Raw genomic sequence first — 21,656 nt, forward strand, 5'->3', positions numbered from 1 at the left:
TCAGATCTCTTATCTCATACTGAGAACGAATGGCCTGCTCCGACTCCCCTCGTCGACCTCCTGGAGCCCCTCATGTCAGTGCCGACCTCGCATCCGCTCGACCAAGACCCCGCCTTCGCCGTGCACATCGGCGGCAAGATGGCGATGCACTCCACCGTCACGGTGGACGACGCCGAGCAGCTGTCCCTCGTCTACACGCCCGGGGTCGCCCGGGTCTGCACCGCGATAGCCGAGGACCCGGCGCTCGCACAGCGCTACACCTGGGCCGCGCGCACCGTGGCCGTGGTGTCCGACGGCACCGCCGTGCTCGGCCTGGGCGACATCGGCCCGGCCGCGGCCATGCCGGTGATGGAGGGCAAGGCCATCCTGTTCAAGAAGTTCGCCGGCCTCGACGCCGTGCCGATCTGCCTGGACACCACCGACGTCGACGCCCTGGTCGAGACCGTCATCCGGCTCGCCCCCTCCTTCGGCGGCATCAACCTGGAGGACATCTCCGCCCCCCGCTGCTTCGAGGTCGAGGACCGGCTCCGGGCGGCCCTGGACATCCCGGTGTTCCACGACGACCAGCACGGCACCGCCATCGTGACGCTGGCCGCGCTGCAGAACGCCGCCCGGTTCACCGGCCGCAGACTGTCCGAGCTGCGCGCCGTGGTGGCGGGCGCGGGCGCCTCCGGGGTCGCCGTCAGCCGGATCCTGCTCGACGCCGGCATCGGCGACCTCGCCGTGGCCGACAGCAAGGGCATGCTGCACCCCAGCCGTTCGGACCTCAACCCGGTCAAGGCGGCACTGGCCGCGGACAGCAACAAGGCGGGCTACACCGGCTCGGTGGAGCAGGCCCTGCGCGGCGCCGACGTCTTCATCGGCCTGTCCGGGGCCACCGTGAGCGAGCAGGCGATCGCCGGCATGGCCGAGGACGCCATCGTCTTCGCGCTCTCCAACCCCACTCCCGAGGTCGCGCCCGAGGTGGCCGCCAGGTACGCCCGGGTGGTCGCCACCGGGCGCAGCGACTTCCCGAACCAGATCAACAACGTGCTGGCCTTCCCCGGAGTCTTCCGGGGCGCCTTCGACGCCCGCGCGACCACCGTGACCGAGGGCATGAAGCTCGCCGCCGCCACGGCCATCGCCGACACGATCGCCCCGGACGAGCTGCGCGCCGACTACATCGTGCCGAGCCCCTTCGACCCCCGGGTCGCCCCCGCCGTGACCGCGGCGGTGGCCGAGCAGGCCCGCCGGGACCGGGTGTCCCGGCGCTGAGCACGACCGCCGATCCTGCGGCGGCCCTTGTCAACCAACCTGTGAAAAAAAGGAATTCATCGCCATGAGGCTGTCGGAACAGTCGTTGAGCATCACCGGCATCACCCTTTCCCGCACCGGCTTCGGCGCCTGGGCCATCGGTGGTGACGGCTGGCGCTACGGCTGGGGCCCCCAGGACGACGCGGCGTCCGTCGCCGCGGTCCAGCACGCCGTCGACGGGGGTGTGAACTGGATCGACACCGCCGCGGTGTACGGCCTCGGTCACTCCGAGGAGGTCATCGGCAAGGCGCTCGCCACGCTGCCGGCGCACGCGCGCCCGTACGTCTTCACCAAGTGCGGCCTGGTCTGGGACCCGTCGGACCCGACTGCGGCGCCGCACCGGATCATGAAGCCCGCGAGCGTCCGCCGGGAACTCGAGGACTCGCTGCGCCGCCTGAACGTCGATCAGATCGACCTGTACCAGGTGCACTACCCGGACACCGGCGAGTCCCTCGACTGGGGCGGCGCCGCGGGTACGGTCTCCCCCAACGCCACGCCGATCGAGGAGTACTGGCAGGTGATGGCGGACCTCAAGGCCGAGGGCAAGGTCCGCGCGATCGGTCTGTCCAACCACTCGGTGGCGGAGCTGGAGCGCGCCGAGCGGATCGCCCACGTCGACGCGATCCAGCCGGCCTTCTCGGCGGTCAACCGGGGCGCCGCCGCCGAGATCGCCTGGGCGAAGGCGCACGGGACCGGCGTCATCGCGTACTCGCCGATGCAGTCCGGCCTGCTGACCGGCACCTTCTCCGCCGAGCGCGCCGCCGCCCTGCCGGCCGACGACTGGCGCACCGGGCACCCGGACTTCACCACCGGCCTGATCACCAACCTCCAACTCGCGGACGCCCTGCGGCCGGTGGCCGATCGACACGGCGTGGGCGTCGGCGCGGTCGCGGTCGCCTGGGTGCTCGCCTGGCCCGGCGTCAGCGGGGCCATCGTCGGGGCCCGGACACCCCAGCAGGTGGACGGCTGGCTGCCGGCCGCCGGCCTGGAGCTGACGGCGCAGGACCTCGCCGAGATCACCGCGGCGATCGAGCGGACCGGGGCCGGCACCGGCCCCAGCCGGGCCTGAGTCGCGGGGCCCGGCGCCAGACCGCGCCGGGCCCCGAATCTCGCTTTCCCCTAGCCATCAGCTCACTGTTAATCGTACGATCTCTTACAGATCTCAGCAGTCGATCAGACCTGCCAGAAAGGGACACCCATGTGCGGATCCGGGCTGATGCAGCTCATCCACGATGCGGACCACGACCGCGCCCATGCGCTCGGTCTCGACCACGACCATGACCACAGCTCCTCCACCTACACGCCCAGCGAAGAGGTGCTGGAGAGAATCGACAAGGCGGCGAAGGCGACCGGAGTCACCGGTCCCACCCGCCGCCGGACCTTGACCGGCATGGCCGCCGCCCTCGGCGGCACCCTGGCGGGCCTCGGCTTCCTCGGCCCGCGCCCGGCCACCGCCGCCGCAGCCGAGGTGCGGGCGGCCGAGGGCACCAAGGTCTCCAACTTCGCGGCCTCCGCACTGGGCGGCGCGCGCACCATCCGGGACCTCAGCCACACCTTCGGCAACGACTTCCCGGTCTACACGCCGTACGTGCTGCTGCCGAACATGCAGCAGTCCGCACACTTCGACGTCGACGGCTTCAACGCCATGAAGCTCGACATCGACGAGCACACCGGCACCCACATGGACGCGCCGGCGCACTTCTCGACGGACTCGGCCGCCTGGCACTCCGACGAGATCCCGGTCAACAACCTGGTGGCCGAGCTCTGTGTCATCCGCATCGCCGACCGGGCCTTCAACAACCCCGAGGCCCTCGTCACCGCCGACGACCTCAGGCGGCACGAGAGCCGCTACGGCACCATCCCCAAGGGTTCGATCGTCGCGATGGACTCCGGCTGGTGCGGCCGCGTGACCCGCCCCGGCGCCTTCATCATCCGTGACTCCGACGGCAACCCGCACTTCCCCGGCTTCGGCTTCGACGCCGCGGAGCTGATGCTGCAGCGCCAGGTCGCCGGTGCCGCCAGCGACACCCCGTCGCTCGACTCCGGTGCCAACAGCCACAACCCGGGCGCACACCGGCAGTTGCTGCCGGCCAACAAGTACGGCATCGAGGGCGCCAACAACCTGCACACCGTGCCGGACCGCGGCGCCGTCGCGATCGTCGGCACCACCAAGCACAAGGGCGGCTTCGGCGGCCCGACCCGCCTGATAGCGGTCTACTGACCGATCGCCCCACCCATTGGGCGGGCCCGCCGCGTCACCGCGTGGCGGGCCCGCCTTCGGCCGTTTCCTTCGGACGAACCGGCCGGCTCCGTACGCCCACCACCGCAGAGGACCGCTCCCGGTCCGTTCCCGAGGGGGATTCATGGCGCAGGCCCTGCTAGCTCACCAGTCCACCGTGTCAAGGACGTTGGTCCACCGCTCGGGCCTCGGGGAGGTCCTGCTCACCGGCTGGCGGGCGACCGGCCAGGACTCCTTCCTGGTCGGCGCCCAGTGGCCCCGGGCGCACGCCTTCTACGAGCCGGTGGCGGGCGCCCACGACCCGCTGCTCGCGGCCGAGACGATCCGTCAGGCCGGGCTGCTGCTGGCGCACGCCGAGTACCAGGTGCCGCTGGACCACCTGCCCCGGCTGCGTGAGCTCTCGTACGACATCGACGTGGCCCGGCTGCCGTTCGGGTCGGCCCCGACCGAGCTGCTGCTCCATGTCGTCGTGGGCGAGGTCGAGCGTGGCAGGGACGACGCGCTCGGGATGCGGCTGCGGGTCGAGGCGTACCTCGACGACGTCGGGATCGGCGGCGGCACGGCCCGGTTCGACTGGCTGGCGCCCGCCCCGCACCCCCGGCCCGCGCTCCCCCGGCGCCCTGCAGCGGCCCTTGCACCGGCCCCGGTGGCGGCCCCGCGCACCGGGCGCAGCCGCGGTTCCGACGTGGTGCTGGCCGCGACCGAGGACCCGGAGGTGTGGGAACTGCGGGTCGACCGCGACCACCCGGTGCTGTTCGACGGGCGCGACACGGACGGCGTCCGCGACTACGCGCCGAGCCAGCTGCTGCTCGAAGCCGTGCGCCAGGTCTGTCACTGCGCGGAGGGCGGCGGCACTCCACTGCTCCCGCTGTCGCTGAGCGCTCGCTTCCCGCACTACGCGGAACTCGACGCCCCCGTACGCCTGTCGGTGACACCGCAGGCCGGCGCTCCCGGCGGCGACCGGGTGCTGCGGGTGCGGGCCGAGCAGCACGGCCGGACGGTGGCCGACGCGACGGTCCGGGTGCGCCGGGGATGACGCGCGGAGCAGCCGAACCGGGCACGGCACCAGCGAGCCCCGGCCGCTGCGCGCGACCGGGGCCCTGCGTTCCGTACCGTCCGGCGCTGCTCGCCGGGGTGTTACTTGCTGGCCACGAGCGCCGGGTCCTCGACCCGGGTGCCCTTGATCAGCCAGGTCGGGCCCTCGGCGAACTTCTCGATGATGGAGAAGAACTTCGCGAAGTGCTCGCCCTGGCAGTGGACGTCGAACGCGGCCTCGTCGTCGTAAGCCTCGTTCAGGTAGAAGCGGTTCGGGTTCTCCGCGTCGGTGATGAGCTCGAAGCGCTGCGTGCCCGGCTCGTCGCGGTCGGAGAGCCGACCGTCCTCGAGGGCGGCGTCGATGAACTCCTGACGCTTGTCGGCCGGGATGTCGAAGGAAACGGCGATGTGGTACACGGGGCTCCTTGGTTGGGATCCTGCGGTGCGGTGCCATTTCAGACTGACATACGAGATCTTAGGTATGCAAGACCACGATGACCCATCTTCCAATTGACTTACGACCACAAGAGTCCTTATGGTCGTCGCAATACGTATGACAGTACGCACTCTGCGTTCTGTCACGAAACGGAGGAATGATGTCCAACCCACGGGCAGAAGTCCGGCCGGCGAGCTCCAGCGTGGTGTGGACGGTGATCGGGCTCTGCCTGCTCGCCGTCAACATGCGTCCCGCGCTCGGCAGCGTCTCCCCGCTGCTCGGCGACATCCAGGACGCGCTGGGGCTGTCGGACGCGGCAGCCAGCGTGCTCACCACCCTTCCGGTGCTCTGCCTCGGCGTGTTCGCCGCGGCCGCGCCCGGTCTCGCACGGCGCCTCGGTCTCGCATCGGCACTGGTGCTCGGCCTGGTGGTTCTGGTGGCCGGTGTGCTGATCCGGCTGGTCCCGTCAACCGCCGCACTGTTCATCGGCACCACCCTGGCCGGGGCGGGCCTGGCCATCGGCAACGTCCTGATGCCGGCCGTCATCAAGACCTCGTTCCCGACCAAGATCAGGCTCTTCACGGGCATCGGCACGGCCATCCTCAGTGGTGGTGCGGCACTCTCGGCCGGTGTCGCGGTCCCGCTGCGGAACGCCGTCGGCGGCGACTGGAACAGCGCGCTCGCCGTCTGGGCGGTGCCTGCGGTGATCGCGCTCGTGCCGTGGTTCGTGCTCGCCCGCCGGTCGGCCAAGCCCGCCGCCCCGGCGGCCGGCGGTGCGGTCGCGCGCGGTTCGCTGCGCGGCGACGCACTGTCTTGGCAGGTGACCGGCTACCTCGCGCTCCGGGCCCTGGTGTTCTTCACCGCGCTGGGCTGGCTGCCGATGGTGCTGTCGGACTTCGGCTACAGCGAGGCCAGTTCGGGCGCCCTGCTGTCGCTGACGATGGCGGTCAGTGTTCCCGGCGCACTGTTCGCCCCGGTGCTGGCGGGCCGGTTCCTCGGGATGCGGGCCGTGGTGGCCATGGTCGCCACGGCGAGTGCGGCCAGCCTGATCGGCCTGCTCGCCGCGCCCGGCATCGCAGCACTCTGGGTGGTCGTGCTCGGCATCTCGCTCGGCGCCGGTCACGCCCTCGCGCTGACCTTCATCGGTCTGCGCTCGCCCGACCCGCAGGTGGCGGCCCAGCTGTCCGGCATGGTCCAGACCGTCGGCTACCTGGTCGGCGCCCTGGCCGGCCCGTTCGCGCTCGGCATCATCAGTGGCGCCACCGGGAGCTGGACCGTCCCGCTGATCCTCCTCGCGGCCTTCACGGTGCCCGAGCTGATCCTCGGTCTGCTGTCCAGCCGTGACCGCTTCGTGCGGCCCCGTACGGACGCGGCCCCGGCGGCGAAGACCCCGGTCCGCGAGGCGGCCCGCGTCGCCGACTGACCCGTGGCGACGGCAGCGCCGAGCCCCCTCTCTCCCCCGCGATCGTGATGCGGCGGCGGGAGGGGGCTCGGCGCTGCCTTCGCGACCGAACGACGACCTCAACTCCCCTGCACAGAAGGGAACTTCGAGCGCCACGAGCCCGGTCGTCCGTCTACCCCCGCACGCAAGTGGGCCGGGACCGGAAACTCCGGTCCCGGCCCACCCGTGTCGGTGCACGGCCGCGGTTCACCCCTGGCGCTTCAGACTCTCCCCGCTGATCCGGATGGCGTCCGCCGACACCGTGCCGTCGGCGCTCGCCCCGGAGCCGGCCCGCAGGCCGAGGACACCGCCCTCGACGGTGTAACGGCCTTCGTAGGCGGCCTTCTTGCCGTTGTAGTCCTCGGTGAAGGTGCCGTCCGCACGCAGTTCGAGGCGCAGGCTGCCGCTGTCGTTCGCCCATACGCCGAGGTGGCCTCCGGCGGCCCCTGGCGCGGAGCCGGACGCGGCGGGGGTGGGAGCGGGCGGTGTGGACGAGACGACGGCCGCGACGCCGGCTCCGGCGTTCTCCGGGCCGTCCGCGCCGCAGGCGGTGAGGGTGGCGGCCAACGAGGCGGCGGTCAGGGCGGTGACGGTCACCAGGCGCAGGAAGGACTTCACGACGTACGTACTCCTTGGATGTCTTGGGTGGGTCGGGGCGCCGGCTTCCGGGCCCCGGTTCGGTCGGGACGGTCAGGCCGACTCGGCCGGGGCGATCGGGTCCGGTGAACTTCCCTGGCCTTCGGGCCAGTTGACCGGCTCGTGGAAGCGGTCCCCGCCGAAGATCAGGGCGTGCAGGGCGGCCTCCGCGTTCTGGCGCAGCCGGGCCCGGCCCTGGGCGCTCGAATACCGGACCACGCTGGCCTGGAGCTCGGGGCCGAGGGCGGTCACCTCGAGGGTCATGTTCATCAGTTCGTCTCCTGTGGGGTGCGAATGAACGTCCGGCGGCGGGCCGCGAAGGGGCCCGGGTACCGCAACGGCCCCGGTCTCCCGGGGCCGTTGTGGTGAGGCGTGGCAGGTCAGCTGAGCCGGATCGCCAGCTCCTGCTCCAGCCGGTCCGGCTGCGCGTAGCGCGTCGGCGCCCAGCGCAGCAGGGTGGCGCCCACGGTCATGCCGCCCCCGAAGCCGGCGAGCAGCACCATGTCGCCGTCGGCCAGCTCGCCGCTCCGGTGGACCACGTCGAGCGTGACCGGCACCGAGGCCGAGCCGGTGTTGGCGTACCGGGCGAGTGCCAGGTGCAACTGCGCCCGGCGCAGGCCGAGTTCCGGCCAGACATCGGCGAGCATCACGCCGTTGGCCTGGTGCGGCACGAAGTGCGCCACCTCGTCGGGGTGCACGTTGGCCTTGGCCAGCAGGTCGGCCAGCGCGACGGGCAGGTGCTCCTGGACGAACCCGCGTACGCCACGCCCGTCCATGGTGAAGAAGTGCCGGCCCTCGGCGACCGTGCGCGCGCTCGCCGGCATCCGGCTGCCGCCGGCGGGCACGCTGATCAGCCGGTACTGGTCGCCACGGGTGAGCAGCGACGTCTCCAGGACTCCCCGGTGGTCCGGGACCCGGCCGAGCACCACGGCTCCGGCACCGTCGCCGAAGAGGATCGCGGTCTTGCGGTCGGAGTAGTCCAGGATGCGGGAGTAGATGTCCGCACCGATGACCACGGCGTACTTGCCGTCGGTCGAGCCCTTGAGCATCCGCTCCGCGACGGTCATCGCGTACACGAATCCGCTGCAGACCGCGTTGACGTCGAACGCCGCGGCGTTCTTCGCCCCGATGAGGTGCTGCACGATGCTGGCCGTGGCCGGCTGCGGGTGGTCCGGGGTCGAGGTCGCGACGACGATGTACGCCACGTCCTCGGCGCGGATGCCGGACTGCTCCAGGGCGCGGGTGGCCGCGCGGGCCGCCAGGTCCGAGGTGGCGTGCCGGTCGTCCGCTCTGCGCCGTTCCCGGATACCGGTCTTGCGCACGATCCACTCGCTGGTCACCCCCGTGCTCTTGGCGATCTCCTCGTTGGTGACCACCTGCTCGGGAAGGAAGGATCCGGTGCCCAGGATTCCAATGGGGTTCATAGTGCCTCCAGTTCTGCGGGGGCTGCCGACTGCGGCCCCGCCCGTTACCTGTCGCGGCTCCTAGATCCCGGCCGCGACCAGTCCCGTCCGCAGCCGGGGCCAGCCGGCGCCCTCGGCGTGGGCACCGAGCTCGGCGTCCTCACCGACGGCCACCGGACGGCCCACCGCCTCCAGCAGGCCGAGATCGCTGATGTGGTCGCCGTACGCCGTGCAGCCGGCGAGATCGACGCCGAGCAGCGCGGCGGTGGCGTGGGCGATCCGGCCCTTGGCCGGGCCGATCAGCGGGAACAGCACCTCACCGGTGAGCCGCCCTCGGCGGATCAGCGGACGGGTGCCGAACGCCCGGGCGGCGCCGACCCGTTCGGCCACCGGGTCGAGACAGGCGAAGAAGGAGCCGGAGACCAGCACGACGGGTTCGCCCGCCGCCCGGTGCCCGGCCAGCGCCCGTTCGACCTGGGGGATGAACAGCGAGCCGCCGCCCTGCTCCTGCTGCTCCTGCTCATGGGCCAGCCAGCGCCGACCGGAGGCGGCCAGGGCGGCGGCCTCCTCCCCCTTGAACAGCTGGTAGTACCGGCGGTTGATCTCCGTGCGCGGGACACCGCTCCGGGCCGCCTCGCGCAGTTCCCCGGTCAGCCGCTCGTACGTGCCGTCCGGTTCGCCGCGCTCGCGCAGCCGGAACCCGAGGAACCGGAACATGCTCTTGACGCTGATCAACGTCTCGTCGACGTCCGAGAACGCGACGGCCTCGACGCTCATGCCCGGCTCCGGTTTCCCCGGTCGTCGGCGGGCCGGGACCGGGCCAGCCGGAAGGTGGCGACGCAGAGCACCTCGCCCTTCTGCCGGGCCTCGACCCGGACCGGGACCCGCTCCGTGCCGTCGTCGTCCGGGAGTTCGAGCACACCGCCGAGCGTGTAGTGCTCGGCGGGCGCCTCGCCCGGAGCCGTCCGCACCCCGGTCTCGGCGGTGAGCACGGTCTCGTCCTCCAGCTCGCCGAAGCGGGTGAAACGGATGTCGATCCCGGTGACGGCGGTCTTCGCGGTCGACATCCCGTGCAGCTCGAGCGTGGCGAACAGCGCCAGCTGACGGGCGCCTTCGGCGATCACCATGCCCGGCAGGTGGTCCTGCGGGTGGTCGAAGAGACTCGCGTGCCTGGCCGGCACCCGCAGCAGCGCGGAGGAGCCGGCGTGGGTGACGGCGGGCTCCACCAGCAGCACGTTCTCCACGTTGGCGCGGCCCACCAGGTGCGGCGGGATGGGAGTGCCCGGCGTGGACCGCGGGTACGTCGCCGAGGTGGGCAGCGCCATGCCGTTGCGGTTGTTCAGACGCAGCGTCAGGTAGCCGTTGGGCGTCTTGAACCGCAGGCCGAGGGTGGCGGTGCCGACCACGGTGCCGTCCACGGCGAGCGTGAACAGGTAGTCGAGCCCGGTGACCCGGCCCTCGCGCTCCTTGCGGGAGGCGATGGTGACGTCCATCGCGAGCTGCGCGGACGCCGGCCCGATGCCCAACCGCTCCGGACGCACGATGTCCAGGCTCAGGTGGGTGAGGATGAACTTGCTGTGCGCGGACACGTCGTAGAGACGGTGCGCGCCGGCCAGCCCGGCCTGGCGGCACGCCTCCAGCACGAGCAGCGGGTCGTACGACTCCGGCCGGAGCAGGTGGTCGCCGTAGTAGGCGTGCGAGCGCGGGAGTTGGGCCCCGGCCAGGTAGCGCCCCTCGTCGATCTGCTGGAGATCGGTGAGGAAGACCTCGCCCAGGGCGTCACGGTGCACCAGCAGCCGGTCGACGGTGCGGGTGTAGTCCAGGGCGGGGATCCGGGCCGCGGCCGAGGGTATGTCGGTGTGCAGCTCCGGTGCGGCTGTTGCTGTGGTCATGGGTGACGTTCACCTTCTGTTCGGTGATACCGGTTCGTTCCAGTGGTTCCGGTGGACGTGTGCGGCCGGGTGCGGCCGCACGGGGCGGTGACGAGTGGAGGGCCGCCCGTGGGGAGCGGCCCTCCACGGGCGGCCGGGACGACGGGTGGGGCCCTGGGGGCGGCCTGCCACCTCGCGTCCGGTTCGCCCGGTCAGTGGGTCACGCGGTGCGTCACGCGGGGTAGACGTCCCCCGGCAGCTTGCGGTCGGCGCCGACGGTGCCGATGTGCCAGTACGGGTACGGGGCGGTGGTCTCGCTGACCTTGTCGAGCCGCTGCAGCTCGTCGGCGGTCAGCTCCCACTCCATGGCGGCCAGGTTGTCGGCCAGCTGGTGCGGCTTGGTCGCGCCGACCACCGCGGAGGTGATCCCCGGCTTGGCGAGCACCCAGTTGAGGGCCACCTGGGCGACGGTGGCGCCGCGCGCCTCGGCGATCGACGACATCTCGTCGACGATGTCGTAGGCCTGGTTCTCGTCGGTCAGCGGCGCCGACTCGGCGGGGGTGCGCTCGGCCAGCCGGCTGCCCTCGGGACGGCCCTCGCCGCGCCGGTACTTGCCGGTCAGGAAGCCGCCGGCCAGCGGCGACCAGGCGGTGATGCCGACCTTCTGGTCGACCGCCAGCGGGATGATCTCGCGCTCCAGGTCGCGCGCGGCGATGTTGTAGTAGCCCTGGTAGACGCAGAACTTGGCGAGGTTGCGCCGCTCCGAGACCGACAGGGCCTTCATCAGCTGCCAACCCGCGTAGTTGGAGACGCCGATGTAGCGGATCTTCCCCGAGCGGATCAGGTCGTCGAGGACGCGCAGCGTCTCGTCGATCGAGGTGCGGGGGTCCCAGCCGTGCAGGTGGTAGACGTCGATGTAGTCGGTGTCGAGGCGGCGCAGGCTGTTCTCCACGGCCTCGTAGAGGTGGTGGCGGGTGGCACCGATGTCGTTCGGGTCGTCAGTGATCCGCCAGCGGCCCTTGGTGCCGATGATGACGCGGTCACGGGCCTTCTTCAGGGTCCGGCCGAAGAACTCCTCGCCCATGCCGTTCTTGTAGACGTCGGCGGTGTCGAAGAAGTTGATGCCGGCGTCGAGCGCCTGCTCCATCATCTTCAGCACGTTGGTGTCCTCGACCGTGCCGAACTCGGACCAGTTGCGGTCATCGGCGCCCAGGAAGGAGGCGCCGCCACCGAAGGTCATGGCGCCGAAGCACAGTTCGGAGACGGACAGGCCGGTGTCGCCGAGGTAGCGGTAACGCATGTTCTCCTGCTCTCTGATGGACGATGTCGATCGGGGCGCACAGGGGCTTGGCGCCCCTGGGGTCTTGAGGGAGGGCCCACGTCGGGGGAGTCGTGGGCCCTCCGGTCTGTGGGGGCTCAGTCGTCGGACGACGAGCCGTCGGCGCTGTCCAGCTCCCGGTCCTTGACGACCAGGAAGGTGACGACGGCGCCGACCAGGGCGAGCACGGTCAGGCCCAGGAAGGCGACGTGCAGGCTGGAGGTGAGGCTGGCCGACACCGCGTCGAACACGCCGGCCCGCTCGGCGGGCGCGAGGTCCGCCAGTGCGGTGTCGAGGCTGCCCTGGGTCGCGGCGCCGGCCAACACTCCGGCCCGGTCGCCGAGTTCGGGGGCACGCTCGGCCAGGTTGGTGCGGGTGAGGGAGGCCAGGAAGCCGCCCGCCGAGGCGATCGCCACGGACTCTCCGGCGATCCGCATGGTGTTGAAGATGCCGGAGGCCATGCCCGCGCGCTCCACCGGTACGACACCGACCGCCGCGTTGTCCATCGCGCCGAACGCGGAGCCCACGCCGAGCCCGAAGACGAGCAGCGGTCCGGCCACCACGTACCAGGGCTGACCCGGCTCCAGGACGACCAGCCACAGCGAGCCGACGGCGATCAGCAGCGAACTCATGGTCAGCAGCAGTCGCGAGGAGACCCGGCCGGCCACCAAGCGGCCGACCAGCAGCGGCAGGACGAAGACGGGCAGGGTGAGCGGGAGCAGCAGGGTGCCGGAGGCGGTGTCGCTCGCGCCGCCGAGGCCGTTGAAGTACGGCGGCAGGAAGTTGAGCAGCACCACGAAGCCGAAGGTGATGGTGAACGGCTGGCAGACCACCACGACGAAGGTGGGGTTGCGGAACAGCGAGAGGTCGAACATCGGCCGGGCGGCGCGCAGTTCGACGGCCACGAACGCCGCCATGAAGAGCACGAACCCGCCGAGCGAGGCCAGCGTCTGGCCGCTCAGCCAGCCGGTCTCACCACCCTTGACGAAGGCGAGGGCGAGGAAGAACAGTCCGCCGCTGAAGGTGACCAGCCCGCCCCAGTCGACCGTGGTGGCGTTGGGGTCGCGCGACTCCCTGATCTTCGACATCAGGCTCAGCGCGATGACGCCGACCACGACGTTCAGCCAGAACACCGCGCGCCAGCCGGCCAGGCCGACCAGGGCGCCGCCGAGGATCGGACCGAGCGCCAGACCGGCGCCGAAGGAGGCGCCGAGCACCCCGAAGGCCTGGGTGCGCTTGCGGCCCTCGAACGAAGCGGCCAGGATCGCCGCACCGCTGGTCAGGACGCCGGCCGCACCGATGCCCTGCAGGGCCCGGGCGAGGTCGAGCACGACGATGTTCGTCGAGAGTGCGGCCACGGCGGACATCGCCATGAAGACGACGGCACCGACGGCCAGGATCCGGCGGCGGCCGAACTGGTCGGCGAGCGCCCCGGCCGCGAGCATGCAGGCGGCGAACGTGACGCCGTACGCGTTCTGCACCCACTGTCCGGCGGAGACGCTGGCGTTGAGGTCGACCACGAGGTCGGGCAGTGCGACCGCGGGGGCGGTGACCGCGAGCGGCAGCAGAACGCTGGCGAGTGCGACCGCGATCAGGACCGGTGCGCCGCTCGGCTCCTTCCGCCCCGTCGTCGTGCGCCCGGCCGCTTGGGCGCGGGGCTTGGTCTCCATGCTCATCCTCTTCACTCTCTGCTCGTCCCGAAACCCTCATCTATCGATGGACCCTAAGGCATCTTATAGGTATCGTCAATGAGAGATTGGCAAGATGCCGTAGCACCAGGTCGCCGACGGACAGGGCGAGTTGGGCAGGGCGTCACCAGGTCGCCGTGACCGTGAGGAAGAGGAAGAGACATGACGAAGGCAGAGCACCACGAGAGCTCCGGACGGGCCTCGGAGGCGTACGACGTGCTGATCGTGGGCGCCGGCCCGACCGGCCTGCTCGCCGCCTGCGAACTGCTCCGAAGGGGCATCCGGGTGCGCATCGTCGACCGCGCGTCCGAGCCCTCACCGTTCCCCAAGGCACTGCTCGTCTGGCCCCGCAGCCTCGACCTCTTCGAGGACCTCGGCGTGCTGCCGCAGCTGCGCGAAGCCGGCCTGCAGATCAACGCGTTCAGCTACTACTCCGACCGTGAGCACCTCTCCACCTTCGGCTTCCCGCAGTCGCTCGCCCCGCTCTGCCTGCCGCAGAACGAGACCGAGCGCGTCCTGCGCGAGCGGCTGCACGAACTCGGCGGCAAGATCGAGCGCGAGGTACGGCTGCTCACCTTCGACGCCCTGGACTACTCCGGCCGGATCGACGCGACCGACGGCGTGACGGCCGTGCTCGAACACTCCGACGGCACGGTCGAGCGCACCCGGGCGTCCTTCGTGATCGGCGCCGACGGCGCGGGCAGCGCGGTCCGCGCCCAGCTGGGCACCGGTTTCGCCGGCTCCACCTACGAGACGGCGTTCGCCTTGGTGGACGCGGAGATCGAGGGATTCCTGCCGCCGGACCGGGCGTTGTACTACCAGTCGCCGGCCGGCGCCCTGGTGATCGTCGCGCTGCCGAACGGCGTCTTCCGGTTCTTCTCCAGCCTGGCCCCCGGCGAGGAGGTCAGCGTCGCCCGGATGCAGGAGATCGTGGACGAGCGCGGCCCCAAGGGCGTGCGGATCGGCACGCCGATCTGGGAGAGCGTCTTCCGGGTGCACGCCCGGCACGCCGACTACTTCCAGCTCGGCCGGGTGTTCATCGCCGGGGACGCCGCACACGTGCACAGCCCGGCCGGCGGCCAGGGTCTCAACACCGGTCTCCAGGACGCCCACAACCTCGCCTGGAAGATCGCCGCGGTGGTGAACGGCCAGGCACCGTCCGAGCTGCTGCTCGACTACGGCGCCGAGCGGGCCGCGGTCGCCGAGCGAGTGGTCCGGGACACCGACATCCAGACCCGCGCCTGGCTGGTGCGCACCCCGGCCAAGGTGCGGCTGCGCGACACCGCGTTCAAACTGGCGGACCGCACCGGCCTGTTCACCCGGTTCTACGCACCGGTGATGGCCGGGCGCAGGCTGGCCTACCCGCCGGTGCGTCCCACCCAGGTGCCGGGCGAGCGCTCCCGCTGCCAGCTCCTGGGCGGGGTGCGGGACACACCGCGGATCGGCGCGGTCTTCCCGCGTGAACTCGCCCTGCCGCACGCGATAGCGGGACCGGCCGCCGACCCGTCGAGCTGGACCCTGGTCGCGGTGTGCCAGGGCGACGCCCCCGGCTGGCGGACCGAGGTCCGTGAACTCGTCTCCGTCAGGCCGCAGTTGCGGGTGGTGGAGCTCGGCACGGACGCCGCCCGGCACACCGGCTGCCGCCGGCAGGGCTATTACCTGGTCCGCCCGGACGGCCACGTCGCGGCCCACGGCCACACCTCGGACCTGCCCAGCCTCCGGGCCGAACTGACCGCGTGGCTGGGGCAGCCGGCCGAGTAGGGGCGGGTCTCCTCCCCGGGCCACCGTCCCGGGGAGGAGACCGACGGCACGGCGGCGCGGAACGCGGCAGCCCCTTCCCGGCGGCCGGGGAACCGGCCGGGAAGGGGCTGCCATCGGAGCACACCCACCGGGGTCGCGTCAGCGCACCGCGCCGTCGGGGGCCCTGACGGCCCCTCCGGTCTCCCTGGCGAGCGCTCCCCAGGTCATCTGCCAGACGGTCTCCATCCAGGCGACCGGGTCGATGCCGGAGGACTTGAGCGTCGCCGACCGTACGGCAGCGACGAAGGCGAGCAGCATCTCGGTGATGTCGGCCGCCGAGTACGACTGGGTGATGTCACCGGATCGCTGGGCCAACCGCACGAGCTCGTTCAGGTGCTCCTGGATCTCGAGCAGCAGGTTGCAGTCCGGCGGCAGCCGCTCGCCGGCAGCCGCGGCGGCCTGCTCGTCGGAGAGCAGGGCGTCCGCCGCGAGGCGGTACGCGGCGCGCAGCCGGATGTCGGTGGCGAGCCGCCGCCCGAGCCTCAGGGTGACCGCACCCACCGGGTCGAGCACCGCACCCACCGGATCGGCGCCGGAGCCGTCCCGGATCGCCTGCCACGCCTCCGCGCCGTGCCGGTTCATCGCCGCGCCCAGGTCGTCCTTGGAGGCGAAGTGCCCGTACAGGGCGCCCTTCGTCATGCCGATGCGCGCCGCCACGTCCGCGATCGTCGTGTGCGCGTACCCGTGTGCGGCGAACTGCTCGGCGGCGGCTTCCAAAATGCGCTCGAAAGTGCGCTTCGAACGTTCCTGCTTCACCTGCCGCCTCCTTGCCGCCGTGGTTCGTCCGGAACCGGTCAACACTCTAACAGTAAAAGATTCCTGTGAGAAGGAATGTTCTGCGAACAGCAGCGCCGTGCGTGACGAACAGTGCGCAGGACGACATCAGCGCACGTCAGCGGCCCGCAACCCGGCGGGTGACGGGCGGAGGCCGCTCGCATCCGGCCGGGCGACGACCCGCGGAGCGCCATGGACGCTCGCCTCGCGGCCCCCGGCCGAGTCGCCCGACACACAGCGAAGCGCCCAAGTAGCAGTGCTACTTGGGCGCTTCGCTCGACGCACAGCGGGACAGTTCGAGGCAGGCCAGATTGAGTTCGGTGCGGCCACCCGTCCGCACCCGTTACGTCAGTACACCGAACTGGTCGGCCGGATCCTGCACTTCAGCCGCCCGTACCCACAACTCCCGTCAGCCCACCGGGAATGCGTGGCTCTTCGGCGCCCCGTCACGTCCACGCCGGTACGTCTTCCATCCATCGGCGCGGCCCCCCGCGCCGATGCTGTGCCCGCCAGCGTCAGGCGGCGTTGCCGAGCGCTCGGCCGCCGGCCACCAGCAGCGGCCTGCCGGTCAGGGTCGCCGAGGCCAGCAGGCGATCGCCCTGGGTGGCATCGGCCTGGACCGAGAAGTGGTGGTCGCCCAGGGTGCGTTCGGCCACCGGTCGGCTCTCGACCAGGACCGGGGCGTCCAACTCGCCGAACGCGTCGAAGGTGACGGCCCCCGAGGTCAGGGCCCAGACCCGCGGAGCGCAGTCGGGCGCCGACCGCCGGCAGCCGGAGAGGGACACGGCTTGCCGGAACGCCTCGACCAGGGCCATGCCGGGCAGGTGGTCGGTGGCGTGGTCGAAGAACACCGGGTGGTACGGATCGAGCGAGAGCTGCCAGGATTCGGCCCGGTCGGGCCAGGCCGCCAGGACGACGTCCCACTCGTGCTGCCGGCCGACCGCCGCAGGCGGCAGCGGGACCGGCGACGGCTGCTCGAACGGGGTGAGGCTCTCGCGCGACGGCGCGTTGCGGCGCCGCAGGACGGCGTAGCGCCGGGCGTCGATCGCCTGACCCCGCATGGTGACCCGGCCGCACCGGCGGCCGTCGATCCGGACCACGGCCGCCAACTCGATGACCAGGTGCCGCTTGTCCTGCGCGGGCGGCTCGAAGGTGATGTCGAGGCTCACCGTGTGCGGCGTGGACCCGTACTGCGGCGCCTGCGGGTCCTCGATGGTGAACTCGGCGCCCGCCAGGACGAACTGATGGCTGATGGGTACGTCGTAGAAGCGGTGCGCGACATAGACGCCGGCCTGGCGGATCGTCTCCAGCCAGAGCACCGGATCACACTTCCCGTCCGCACCGGGACGGTAGAAAACATGGGCACGCGGCCACTGGGCCGCTACGGTGAACCGGTGGTCGCCCAGCCGGTGGGCGTCCGTGATGAAGACCTCGGCCATGGCCGCCTTGTGGACCATGCCCCGGGGAACCCCCCGGTCGTACGAAAGATCGATTAAGTGTGTTGCATCACCAGTGAGTTCGGAGTGCGCCCGGACTGCACCGTCGGTTTGCGTTGAGGCATGCATGAATACTTCCCCCGAAGCGCCGGTGGCGACATGACGAGTTGCGAGCCGCCCACAGACTCAAAATATACCGTTGAGAAGGTATATTGCAAGGGTTGATTAGACTGACGAGCAGTTCTGCTGGCGGCTGTGCCGCAGGCCCTCCCGGGGCACCTGCGACCGGCCGCCCGATCGAGAGGTAGTTGTGTCGACTCCGGCTTTCCAGTGGCCCGCCCTGGCCCGCGGCCCCGAACCGCGACAGGACAGGTCCGCACGCACGCGCGACCTGGTCCTGCTGAAGGCGGCCGAGCTCTTCGCGGAGAAGGGGTATCGCACGGCCTCCATCAAGGAGGTCGCCGAGCGCACCGGGATGACCAAGGGCGCGGTCTATCATCACTTTCCGACCAAGGACGCCCTGGTCATCGCCGTGGTGGAGGCGCAGTACGACCGTTGGCCCGAGATGGTGAAACAGGTGCGGACCGAGACCACGACCGCGCTCGAAGCCGCGTTCAAGGTCACCGACCGGGTGGCCGAAGCCTTCATCACCGACCCGGTGACCCGCGCGGTCGCGCGGCTGCAGGCCGAGCGTTCGTCCGTCCCCTTCGACCTGCCCGCGCCGTACGTCGGCTGGATCTCGCTGATGACGCAGCTGCTCACCGAGGCGGAGCAGGCCGGTGAGCTCCGGGCGGGCGTCTCGCCCGAGCAGATCGCGCACGCCATGGTGGCCTCCTTCTACGGCACCCAGCACATCTCCGACCTGCTGCACGACCGGGCGGACCTGGCCCAGCGCTGGCAGGAGCAGCGGTCCCTGCTCTGGTACGCGATCTCGAGCGAACCCGACAGGCCGGCTTCCTAGTGCCGTGCTGGTGCCGCGCACGGCACCAGCAGGGCGAAGGCGGCCGTTCTCCACGCTTCGGGACGTCGAGGCACGCAGGAGGAGAGAGCGGCCGCCGTCCGTGCCCCGGCGTTCCGACTCGATCACGTCCTCGGGCGGCACCAACGTGTGTACCCCTGGGCAGCCCGCCGACCCCGTCAGTCGGACAGTTCGAGGCGGGCGCGCGTGGCCTCCTCCAGCAGCTCCACCAGGCCGCCGCCCACCGGATGGCCGGGCGAGAACAGACCACGGCGATCGGCCCGGACCACCAGCACGTCGTGACTGTCGATCAGTTCCGAGATGCCCCGGTTCTCGATCGTGTCCCACAGCGCGTCCAGGCTCCGCCCCTGCCACGTCGGCAGAGCCCCGGGAACGGCCACCGCCACCGCGTCCCGGAAGTCCGCCAGGGATTCCAGGCGGTGCCCCCGTACGTCGACCACCAGCTCCGTCGTGTCCATCGCGCCAGGCTAGCCCGCCCACCCACTGCGGCGCCTGGCCATTTCCGCGCCTGCCCGGCCCGCTGCGGAACCCGACCTCGCTCGGGGACGAACCGGCGGTGCCTGAGTGCAGGTCAGGCACCGCCGGCCCGGGCGTAGCTAGTGCTCCCCGTGCTTGACCCACGCCTTCTGGACGACGTTGTTGTACGGAGTCAGCCCGGCGATGCTGCTCACGGACGTGGCCTTGCCTGCGGCGACGGCGGTCGGAGCGGTGACCGCGACGATGGCGGCGGCCGCCGCGACGGCTACGACGGTACGAATTCGCATGATTCCCCCTGCGTTGTACTGGCCTGGCCGGTCGACACAGGCCGCGGAAGATCCTCCCACTCCCCTACCAGGCTGCGGCCGTGACGATTCGCGCAGTGGTCTTCGACGTCGGCGAGTGCCTGGTGGACGAGACCCAGGAGTACGGCACCTGGGCCGACTGGCTCGGCGTCCCTCGGCACACGTTCGTCGCCCAGTTCGGCGCCACCATCGCCCAGGGCAAGGACTACCGCGAGACCTTCCAGGTGTTCCGGCCAGGCTTCGACCTCTACGAGCAGCGTGAAGCCCGCACAGCGGCCGGGCGGCCGGAGTGGCTCGGCGAGGACGACGTGTACCCGGATGTCCGCCCGGCGTTCGCCGAGCTTCGCGCGGCCGGGCTGTGGCCGGCCATCGCGGGCAACCAGACTGTGCGCGCGGGCGGGCTGCTGCGCGAGCTGTTCACCGGCGACGTCGACCTGATCGGCACCTCGGACGACTGGGGTGCCTCGAAGCCGGACCCGCTGTTCTTCGAGCGCGTCGCCGAGGTCACTCCGGCCGCCCTGGACGAGATCCTCTACGTCGGCGACCGCCTCGACAACGACGTGCTCCCCGCCGTCGAAGCCGGGATGCGCACCGCACTGATCCGGCGCGGCCCCTGGGGCTGGATCCAACAGCACGACCCGGCCGCCGACCGGTCGACGTTCCGCATCGACTCGCTCGCCGAACTTCCGGAGCTGATCGCCAAGTTCAACGCTGCATCGCGTTGAGCGTCGCACCCCACGAGTAGAGCCGGTCGTCCACTCGCCGCACCTCGGCCTCGTCCTGCCACGGCGCCAACACCCGCCGGACGTCCCGGACCCGGTCCGTGCCGGTGGCGTAGCAGGTCACCGCGAACTGGCCGTGCAGGCCAAGCAGCTCAGGCCGTCCCGCCGGGGCTACGCGGTCGACGTCGGCACGGAGCGGTACGAGCGATTCCTGTGGGGCGAGGAACTGCCGTTCGAGGCCGGCAACCCGTGGCATGCCAACGTGCGCCGTCAGACTGCTCTCGGTAAGCGATTCGAACGGGTCCGCCTGGTCGACAGCCCACTGACCCCGGGTCAGCAGTTCCTCCTCGCCAGCGGCCTCGGGAACGTCGAGGCCGGGGAGGACATCCGCAACCTGCGCTGCGAAGAAGCCGACCGACTCGGCCTGCCCGACTTCGACTACTGGCTGTTCGGCTCCCGCACCCTGGCGAAGTTCCACTTCGACACCGACGACAACACCCTGGGCGTGGAACTGGTCTCCGACCCGGCAGCCGTACTCGCGGCGTGCCAGGCCCGGGACGCCGCTTGGCACCATGCCGTCCCCACACTGGAGTTCACCCGGGTGGCGTCCGGCGTGTGAGTACCGACTTCCAGCGGGCCCGTGAGGCCCTCGGCGCCCGGTTGCACCAGCTGCGCACCGACTCCCGCCTCACGGGCCGGCAGCTTGCGGCCCAACTCGGCTGGCCGCACTCGAAGATCTCGAAATTGGAGAACGGGCGCCAGACCGCCACGGAGAACGACCTACGAGCGTGGGCCGAGGCCACCGGCAACGCAGGCTTGGCTGCGTCACTGCAGTCCGGCCTCCGAGGTCTGGAGACGCAGTACCAGTCCTGGAAGAGACGCCTCGCAGGCGGCCACCGGCGTGCGCAACGTGAGGCCGGCGAGGAGGAACGCAAGGCCGAAACCGTGAGGGTGTACGAGCCGACCGCCATCCCTGGTGCCCTCCAGACCCCCGACTACGCCCGGCACGTCCTCTCCTCCGGCGCCTTGCTGCATCAGTCGCCCCGAGACACCGAGGATGCGGTGCGGGAACGGATGCGCCGTCAAGAGCTGTTGTACGAGCCCGGCCGCAGGTTCCGGATCGTCCTGTGGGAGGGCGCCCTGCGCGCACTGGTCTGCCCCGAGACGTACTCGCCGCCCAGCTCGACCGCCTCACCGGACTGATCGGCCTGGACACCGTCGAACTCGGCATCATCCCGTTCGCTGCCCAACTGCCCCTGACCGCCCGACACGGCTTCTGGATCCACGATCAGGCGTACGTCACCGTGGAGACCGCCAACGCCGCCTTGTGGCTCGACAGCGCGGGCGACGTGGCCCTATAACACCCGGGCCTGGGAAATGTACGAACAGGTCGCGGTCTACGGCAACGACGCGCACCGGCTGATCACAGTCGGCCGCCGCGCGCTCGGCGCTTTCTGAGAAGCACCGAGAACCGCCGACCGCGCAGCGAGAAACTTCGAGAAACACCGCCGGTCAGAGGAGAACCAGCCGCCTACCGTGGCGCTCATGGCATCCATCGGGAGCGCCGAGCACCTGCGGCCTGCTTCCGGACTTCCTGCCGCCGAGACCCTGATGAATGATCAACTCGCCGGCCGCTCCTGCCGGTACTGCGGCAGCACGACCGGGTCCGCCGCCGCGGGACCGGTGCCAGGGCCGTCGAACCGGAACTGTTCACCTCCGAGGACCGGGTCAACGCCTGGGCCGCCCAACAGAAGTTCAGGAGGAGAAGGTCATAAGCGCCCCGGCACGGATCGCGGCCAGAAG

At 71.3% G+C, this 21,656-nt stretch carries 21 protein-coding genes and 1 pseudogene; 10 read left to right on the forward strand and 12 right to left on the reverse strand.

The genetic code is table 11. From position 1 onward, the window contains the following. Positions 1–72 precede the first annotated feature (72 nt). The 4 genes from OHV05_RS09085 (at position 73) to OHV05_RS09100 (ending at position 4,568) form a co-directional block, all read left to right on the forward strand. Positions 73–1,254 (forward strand): NADP-dependent malic enzyme, encoded by a 1,182-nt coding sequence (locus tag OHV05_RS09085; protein WP_405017209.1) that lies wholly within the window; start codon positions 73–75, stop codon positions 1,252–1,254. 64 nt (positions 1,255–1,318) lie between these two features. Then, entirely contained in the window at positions 1,319–2,362 is a 1,044-nt protein-coding gene (locus tag OHV05_RS09090) for an aldo/keto reductase (RefSeq protein ID WP_405017210.1), read from the forward strand. A gap of 147 nt (positions 2,363–2,509) precedes the next feature. Beyond that, entirely contained in the window at positions 2,510–3,514 is a 1,005-nt protein-coding gene (locus OHV05_RS09095) for a cyclase family protein (RefSeq protein ID WP_405017211.1), read from the forward strand. Between the two features lie 175 nt (positions 3,515–3,689). Further along, on the forward strand, positions 3,690–4,568 hold the full coding sequence (locus OHV05_RS09100; RefSeq protein WP_405017212.1) for a ScbA/BarX family gamma-butyrolactone biosynthesis protein: 879 nt from the start codon (positions 3,690–3,692) through the stop codon (positions 4,566–4,568). 101 nt (positions 4,569–4,669) lie between these two features. On the opposite strand, the gene OHV05_RS09105 is transcribed toward OHV05_RS09100, so the two are convergent. Beyond that, the gene (locus tag OHV05_RS09105) at positions 4,670–4,984 is read right to left on the reverse strand and encodes a putative quinol monooxygenase (RefSeq protein ID WP_403033141.1); all 315 of its coding nucleotides are present in this window, start codon (positions 4,982–4,984) and stop codon (positions 4,670–4,672) included. Between the two features lie 179 nt (positions 4,985–5,163). Here OHV05_RS09105 and OHV05_RS09110 point away from each other — a divergent pair, with 179 nt between their 5' ends. Beyond that, complete coding sequence (locus OHV05_RS09110) at positions 5,164–6,426, forward strand: MFS transporter (protein WP_405017213.1); 1,263 nt, start codon at positions 5,164–5,166, stop codon at positions 6,424–6,426. 225 nt (positions 6,427–6,651) lie between these two features. On the opposite strand, the gene OHV05_RS09115 is transcribed toward OHV05_RS09110, so the two are convergent. The 7 genes from OHV05_RS09115 to OHV05_RS09145 form a co-directional block, all read right to left on the reverse strand. Continuing rightward, positions 6,652–7,062: an Atu4866 domain-containing protein gene (locus OHV05_RS09115; RefSeq protein WP_405017214.1), complete on the reverse strand. Its 411-nt coding sequence runs from the start codon at positions 7,060–7,062 to the stop codon at positions 6,652–6,654. Positions 7,063–7,134: 72 nt separating this feature from the next. Continuing rightward, positions 7,135–7,350 carry a hypothetical protein gene (locus OHV05_RS09120; protein ID WP_405017215.1) on the reverse strand — a complete coding sequence of 72 codons (216 nt, stop codon included), beginning with the start codon at positions 7,348–7,350 and terminating at the stop codon, positions 7,135–7,137. 110 nt (positions 7,351–7,460) lie between these two features. Beyond that, complete coding sequence (locus tag OHV05_RS09125) at positions 7,461–8,504, reverse strand: 3-oxoacyl-ACP synthase III family protein (protein ID WP_405017216.1); 1,044 nt, start codon at positions 8,502–8,504, stop codon at positions 7,461–7,463. Positions 8,505–8,564: 60 nt separating this feature from the next. Further along, positions 8,565–9,260, reverse strand: coding sequence for an HAD family hydrolase (locus OHV05_RS09130; protein WP_405017217.1), 696 nt, complete (start codon positions 9,258–9,260; stop codon positions 8,565–8,567). Continuing rightward, positions 9,257–10,375, reverse strand: a complete 1,119-nt coding sequence (locus tag OHV05_RS09135) for a ScbA/BarX family gamma-butyrolactone biosynthesis protein (RefSeq protein ID WP_405017218.1) — start codon at positions 10,373–10,375, stop codon at positions 9,257–9,259. Before OHV05_RS09135 ends, OHV05_RS09130 begins: the two co-directional genes overlap by 4 nt. A gap of 211 nt (positions 10,376–10,586) precedes the next feature. Beyond that, positions 10,587–11,654, reverse strand: a complete 1,068-nt coding sequence (locus tag OHV05_RS09140) for an aldo/keto reductase (RefSeq protein WP_405017219.1) — start codon at positions 11,652–11,654, stop codon at positions 10,587–10,589. Positions 11,655–11,770: 116 nt separating this feature from the next. Next, a complete protein-coding gene (locus tag OHV05_RS09145) occupies positions 11,771–13,342 on the reverse strand; it encodes an MFS transporter (RefSeq protein ID WP_405017220.1) in 1,572 nt (523 codons plus the stop codon). Between the two features lie 180 nt (positions 13,343–13,522). On the opposite strand from OHV05_RS09145, the gene OHV05_RS09150 reads away from it, so the two are divergent. Then, entirely contained in the window at positions 13,523–15,121 is a 1,599-nt protein-coding gene (locus OHV05_RS09150) for an FAD-dependent monooxygenase (RefSeq protein ID WP_405017221.1), read from the forward strand. A gap of 138 nt (positions 15,122–15,259) precedes the next feature. On the opposite strand, the gene OHV05_RS09155 is transcribed toward OHV05_RS09150, so the two are convergent. Both OHV05_RS09155 and OHV05_RS09160 read right to left on the reverse strand, forming a co-directional pair. Further along, positions 15,260–15,916, reverse strand: a complete 657-nt coding sequence (locus tag OHV05_RS09155; protein WP_405017222.1) for a TetR family transcriptional regulator — start codon at positions 15,914–15,916, stop codon at positions 15,260–15,262. A gap of 533 nt (positions 15,917–16,449) precedes the next feature. Continuing rightward, positions 16,450–17,391 (reverse strand): ScbA/BarX family gamma-butyrolactone biosynthesis protein, encoded by a 942-nt coding sequence (locus OHV05_RS09160; protein WP_405017223.1) that lies wholly within the window; start codon positions 17,389–17,391, stop codon positions 16,450–16,452. A 289-nt stretch (positions 17,392–17,680) separates the two neighbouring features. Here OHV05_RS09160 and OHV05_RS09165 point away from each other — a divergent pair, with 289 nt between their 5' ends. Next, positions 17,681–18,331, forward strand: a complete 651-nt coding sequence (locus tag OHV05_RS09165; protein ID WP_405017224.1) for a ScbR family autoregulator-binding transcription factor — start codon at positions 17,681–17,683, stop codon at positions 18,329–18,331. Between the two features lie 176 nt (positions 18,332–18,507). Here OHV05_RS09165 and OHV05_RS09170 read toward each other — a convergent pair whose 3' ends face one another. Both OHV05_RS09170 and OHV05_RS09175 read right to left on the reverse strand, forming a co-directional pair. Next, complete coding sequence (locus OHV05_RS09170; protein ID WP_405017225.1) at positions 18,508–18,807, reverse strand: hypothetical protein; 300 nt, start codon at positions 18,805–18,807, stop codon at positions 18,508–18,510. A gap of 138 nt (positions 18,808–18,945) precedes the next feature. Further along, positions 18,946–19,113, reverse strand: coding sequence for a hypothetical protein (locus OHV05_RS09175; RefSeq protein WP_405017226.1), 168 nt, complete (start codon positions 19,111–19,113; stop codon positions 18,946–18,948). An 80-nt stretch (positions 19,114–19,193) separates the two neighbouring features. Here OHV05_RS09175 and OHV05_RS09180 point away from each other — a divergent pair, with 80 nt between their 5' ends. The 3 genes and pseudogenes from OHV05_RS09180 to OHV05_RS09190 all read left to right on the forward strand — a co-directional run bounded on the left by OHV05_RS09180 (position 19,194) and on the right by OHV05_RS09190 (position 21,214). Next, entirely contained in the window at positions 19,194–19,856 is a 663-nt protein-coding gene (locus OHV05_RS09180) for an HAD family hydrolase (protein WP_405017227.1), read from the forward strand. A gap of 133 nt (positions 19,857–19,989) precedes the next feature. After that, positions 19,990–20,472 carry a DUF6879 family protein gene (locus OHV05_RS09185; protein ID WP_405017228.1) on the forward strand — a complete coding sequence of 161 codons (483 nt, stop codon included), beginning with the start codon at positions 19,990–19,992 and terminating at the stop codon, positions 20,470–20,472. Further along, positions 20,469–21,214, forward strand: a pseudogene (locus OHV05_RS09190) (helix-turn-helix domain-containing protein). Before OHV05_RS09185 ends, OHV05_RS09190 begins: the two are co-directional and overlap by 4 nt. The last annotated feature ends 442 nt before the right edge of the window (positions 21,215–21,656 follow it).

Source organism: Kitasatospora sp. NBC_00070, assembly GCF_045041205.1.
In the GTDB taxonomy this organism is placed as follows: Bacteria; Actinomycetota; Actinomycetes; order Streptomycetales; family Streptomycetaceae; genus Kitasatospora.

What these genes read in the sequence shown, in the direction of transcription:
- OHV05_RS09120 (WP_405017215.1), bottom strand. Translation starts at nt 7,350, where the DNA reads ATGAACATGACCCTCGAGGTGACCGCCCTCGGCCCCGAGCTCCAGGCC.
- OHV05_RS09145 (WP_405017220.1), bottom strand. Translation starts at nt 13,342, where the DNA reads ATGGAGACCAAGCCCCGCGCCCAAGCGGCCGGGCGCACGACGACGGGG.
- OHV05_RS09170 (WP_405017225.1), bottom strand. Translation starts at nt 18,807, where the DNA reads ATGGACACGACGGAGCTGGTGGTCGACGTACGGGGGCACCGCCTGGAA.
- OHV05_RS09110 (WP_405017213.1), top strand. Translation starts at nt 5,164, where the DNA reads ATGTCCAACCCACGGGCAGAAGTCCGGCCGGCGAGCTCCAGCGTGGTG.
- OHV05_RS09140 (WP_405017219.1), bottom strand. Translation starts at nt 11,654, where the DNA reads ATGCGTTACCGCTACCTCGGCGACACCGGCCTGTCCGTCTCCGAACTG.
- OHV05_RS09175 (WP_405017226.1), bottom strand. Translation starts at nt 19,113, where the DNA reads ATGCGAATTCGTACCGTCGTAGCCGTCGCGGCGGCCGCCGCCATCGTC.
- OHV05_RS09150 (WP_405017221.1), top strand. Translation starts at nt 13,523, where the DNA reads ATGACGAAGGCAGAGCACCACGAGAGCTCCGGACGGGCCTCGGAGGCG.
- OHV05_RS09130 (WP_405017217.1), bottom strand. Translation starts at nt 9,260, where the DNA reads ATGAGCGTCGAGGCCGTCGCGTTCTCGGACGTCGACGAGACGTTGATC.
- OHV05_RS09160 (WP_405017223.1), bottom strand. Translation starts at nt 17,391, where the DNA reads ATGGTCCACAAGGCGGCCATGGCCGAGGTCTTCATCACGGACGCCCAC.
- OHV05_RS09085 (WP_405017209.1), top strand. Translation starts at nt 73, where the DNA reads ATGTCAGTGCCGACCTCGCATCCGCTCGACCAAGACCCCGCCTTCGCC.
- OHV05_RS09135 (WP_405017218.1), bottom strand. Translation starts at nt 10,375, where the DNA reads ATGACCACAGCAACAGCCGCACCGGAGCTGCACACCGACATACCCTCG.
- OHV05_RS09090 (WP_405017210.1), top strand. Translation starts at nt 1,319, where the DNA reads ATGAGGCTGTCGGAACAGTCGTTGAGCATCACCGGCATCACCCTTTCC.
- OHV05_RS09095 (WP_405017211.1), top strand. Translation starts at nt 2,510, where the DNA reads ATGCAGCTCATCCACGATGCGGACCACGACCGCGCCCATGCGCTCGGT.
- OHV05_RS09125 (WP_405017216.1), bottom strand. Translation starts at nt 8,504, where the DNA reads ATGAACCCCATTGGAATCCTGGGCACCGGATCCTTCCTTCCCGAGCAG.